Source organism: Candidatus Thiosymbion oneisti, from assembly GCF_900092655.1.
Lineage (GTDB): Bacteria > Pseudomonadota > Gammaproteobacteria > Chromatiales > Chromatiaceae > Thiosymbion > Thiosymbion oneisti.
Window position 1 is genome coordinate 1 of sequence record NZ_FLUY01001239.1, and the last position, 1,425, is coordinate 1,425.

General features: G+C 62.8%; 1 protein-coding gene. It reads left to right on the forward strand.

What is annotated here, in order from left to right:
- Positions 1–1,103: 1,103 nt before the first annotated feature.
- Positions 1,104–1,425: contractile injection system protein, VgrG/Pvc8 family (locus BQ17_RS21875; protein WP_256091595.1), on the forward strand; the 322-nt coding region annotated here is incomplete at its 3' end.

Genomic DNA, 1,425 nt, shown 5'->3' on the forward strand with positions numbered 1-1,425 from the left:
CGCGAGCTTGAAAGAGGACCGGCTATTCCTGCGCTCGCGCGCCTCGCATCTGACCGCTTCTCGCCTCGCTGAGAACGGAAAATAAGGCGAAATGGAGTACTAAACTCGGACATGGCGGCTGCTCCTTCAGGGATTACGACGGGCACGGGACGATAAGACGCGGACGAGTCTCGATGCTACCACAAAGGGGAGAGAACGGACTGCCAGGCGCGCTGGTTTACCGAACAGTCGCCGATTTAATCTCTGTAGGTCGAATTCCCCGCCGCTTGCGGCAAGCCCGTAGGGCGGGTCAGGCGCGTGCGCCAGGCGCCGCGATTGCCGCGGCGGTGGGCGCGCCGTCACCCGCCGGATGGCGGCGGGTGGCAGCCCATAGGTCGGGTCAGGCCAGGCCCCGTCCCGATGCAGGAGGGAGCCTGGCCACCACCCGCCGGAGGTAGCTGGCATCCGGCGGATGGCGCAAGCTTATCCGCCCTACGCGGACTCTTCCGGGAACTGGGATCTGCGAGCGCCGAAACAGCACACGTAACCCTCTACAAAGCATTCATGTTCCGGTTTGGATGCCTGATGTGTTGCGTTCGACGCACCAAGGCTCGCTGATCGTCTGCCAAGCCAGTGCCAGCGTCTTAACGCAACCTACACCCATATTACCCCTGCGCTGCCAGTCCACGCCGACCTCGCGTCGGGTGTAGGTTGGGTTAGGCGCACCGAGAAACGCCGCGGAGGGCACAGCGCCGAACGCGCCGTAACCCAACACTGAGCAGCGATCTGAATTACTTGGCGTTGTCTGGAGGAAAAAGATCCCTCCTGCGTCGGGACAGGGTTTGACGTGTTGCGTTCGACGCACCAAGGCTCGCTGATTATCTGCCAAGTCAGTGCCGGCGTCTTAACGCAACCTACACCCATATTACCCCTGCGCTGCCGGTCCGCGCCAACCTCGCGTCGGGTGTAGGTTGGGTTAGGCGCACCGAGAAACGCCACGGAGGGCACAGCGTCGAACGCGCCGTAACCCAACACGTCCGGTCCTCCAGGCCGCGCCAAATAATTCAGGAACTCGATTCATACCTCTAGACGACCCCCAGCCGCACCCCCATGCGGCGCTGGAAATCTACGACTACCCAGGCGGCTACACCCAGTACGATCAGGGCGACGACTGGGTGCGGGCGCGCATCGAAGAGCTACATGTGGACTACGAGACCGTAAAGGGCAGCGGCAATGCCCGTGGCCTGGCCACCGGGGCACGCTTCAAGCTGACCAAATATCCCCGCCAAGACCAGAACCGGGAATACCTGCTCCTCTCCGCCGATTACCAACTGTGCTCCGATGTCTTCGGCTCCTCCGGTACGGCCGGCACCGGCCCGGTCTTCCACTGCGAATTCACCGCCCTGGATGCCAAAACGCCCTATCGTCCACCACGGAACACCCCCA